We start from the raw sequence: 1,968 nt of genomic DNA, 5'->3' as shown, positions 1-1,968 counted from the left end.
GCCGAGGGGCAACTGAATCACCATCGTGCAGCCCGTGGGATCACAAGCGATTCAGTCAGGCTGGAAACCGCTCTAGGTGATCCGCTACAACCGGGGCGGGCCAGCCGGGCTGTCGGATCACTGGGGCGACGGTCGCCCCTGCCGGCTGACGGCGGGCCAGCAGGCGACCGTGCTGCAGGGGCCGGATCCGGAAGCGGACGGGGTGTCGACCTGGCGGCTGATCGACCTTTGCCAGATCGTGCAGGAGCGTTTCGGCGTGGCCTACAGCGAGACCGGCATGGGCAAGCTGATGCGCAGCCTCGACCTGTCCTGGCAGACGCCGCGACCCCGCCATGCCGAGACCGACCGCGCCGCCCAGGAGCTGTTCAAAAAGGGGGCTTTGTGCAAGCCCTCGCGCAGGTCGCGGCCGACCACCCCAAGGCCGAGCGGATTGAGGTCTGGTTCCAGGACGAGGCCAGGGTAGGTCAGAAGGGGCGCATGGTCCGCCGCTGGTTCCAGCGTGGCATGCGGCCGCGGATGGTGAAGGACCAGCGCTACCGTTCGGCCTACATCCTCGGCGCAGTCTGCCCGACGCGCGACACCGGCGCGGCGATCGTGCTGACCCATGTCTCGGTCACGGCCATGAACTTGCTGCTCGAGGAGGTCGCCGCACAACTGCCAGCCGGCACTCATGCGGCGATGCTGATCGACAACGCCGGATGGCACATCGCCAACGATCTATGCGTGCCGCCGAACATCAGCCTGGTTCACCTGCCACCCTACTCGCCCGAGCTGAAGGCCATTGAGAGGGTCTGGCAGTACCTGCGGGACCGCTACCTGTCGGGCCGGCTGTTCGGCGGCACGCGCGCCATCGTCGATGCGTGCTGCGATGCCTGGAACAAGCTCATTGCCGAGACCGGACGCATCCGGTCGTTGACCGATTTCGAATGGGCTCGACAGGTCCATCTATAGTCAGCTTGGTATCAGTGCCCGTTTGCGAAGGGGTGACGGGGTTAGACTGATGGGCTGATCCTCGCCCGTCGGGCAGCGTTGCAGGCGGTTTCTGGCCTGCAAGCCGCCATGTGGATACACGCTGATCGCGTAATGGTTGGGAGCTTCGGCTCCGGTCAAGCCCTGACGGACGACCAGTTCCGGCTGTTGGAACCGCTGCTCCCACCGGCCAAGCCCGGCGGGCGCCCGCGCAGCACGGATATGCGGAACCTGTTGGACGGACTCTTCTACCTCGTCCGTACCGGTTGTCAGTGGCCGCACCTGCCACCGCCGCCAGCCTTCCCGCCGTGGCGCACCGTGTACGGCTACCTGCGCGGCTTCCTAAGCGACGGGGTGTGGGAGAACATCCGCCACCACCTCATGGTCACGCTGCGCGAAGGCGCCAGCCGGGACGCCAGTCCCTCGGCGACGGTCGTCGACACCCACAGCGTGAAGACGACGGAGAGCGGCGGCCCGCGCGGCTGGGATGCCGCCAAGCGGCTGAAGGGGCGCGAGCGCCACGGCGCGGTGGACGCGGACGGTCTGCTGCTCGGCATCCTCGTGCATTCGGCTGACATTCAGGACGCCAACGGTCTCAGCGTCCTGCTGCCGCGCCTGAAGCCGCTCTACAACTGGCTCCGGGTCGTGTTTGCCGACAGCATTTATAATCGGCTTGCGGACTTGCTCGCCTGCTTCGTATTCGGCTTGGCGCTGATCATCGTCCCGCCGCCCCGCCGGCATCTTCGGCTTCGTCGTGCAACCGCGCCGCTGGGTGGTCGAAAGATCGCTCGGCTGGTTCGGGCGGTGGCGGCAATTGTCGAAGGACGACGAGGCGCTGCCCGAGGTCTCCGAGGCGATGGTCACCCTGGCTGCGATCCGCCTGATGCTCCACCGCCTCGCTCATCCCAATCGCAAACGGGCGCTTAGTGTCCATCCGGGAACAGATCGAGTTATCTGAATCGGTTGTGATTGGCTTCCGGGGGCGGGTGGAGGAAGAAG

3 protein-coding genes and 1 pseudogene are annotated in these 1,968 nt (G+C 66.5%); all 4 read left to right on the top strand.

What is annotated here, in order from left to right:
- The first annotated feature begins 76 nt into the window (after positions 1–76).
- The gene (locus AC0IW9_RS30300) at positions 77–463 is read left to right on the top strand and encodes a winged helix-turn-helix domain-containing protein (protein ID WP_471652022.1); all 387 of its coding nucleotides are present in this window, start codon (positions 77–79) and stop codon (positions 461–463) included.
- Entirely contained in the window at positions 382–951 is a 570-nt protein-coding gene (locus AC0IW9_RS30295) for an IS630 family transposase (RefSeq protein ID WP_471652021.1), read from the top strand. Before AC0IW9_RS30300 ends, AC0IW9_RS30295 begins: the two co-directional genes overlap by 82 nt.
- Positions 952–1,059: 108 nt before the next feature.
- Positions 1,060–1,650 (top strand): annotated as a pseudogene (locus AC0IW9_RS30290) (IS5 family transposase); the annotation flags it as partial.
- Between the two features lie 73 nt (positions 1,651–1,723).
- On the top strand, positions 1,724–1,927 hold the full coding sequence (locus AC0IW9_RS30285) for a transposase (RefSeq protein ID WP_471652020.1): 204 nt from the start codon (positions 1,724–1,726) through the stop codon (positions 1,925–1,927).
- Positions 1,928–1,968 lie beyond the last annotated feature (41 nt).

The organism is Belnapia sp. AC561 (genome assembly GCF_979252845.1).
Note: the sequence above shows the minus strand (reverse complement) of the source record. Positions and strands in the feature narration are given on the sequence as shown.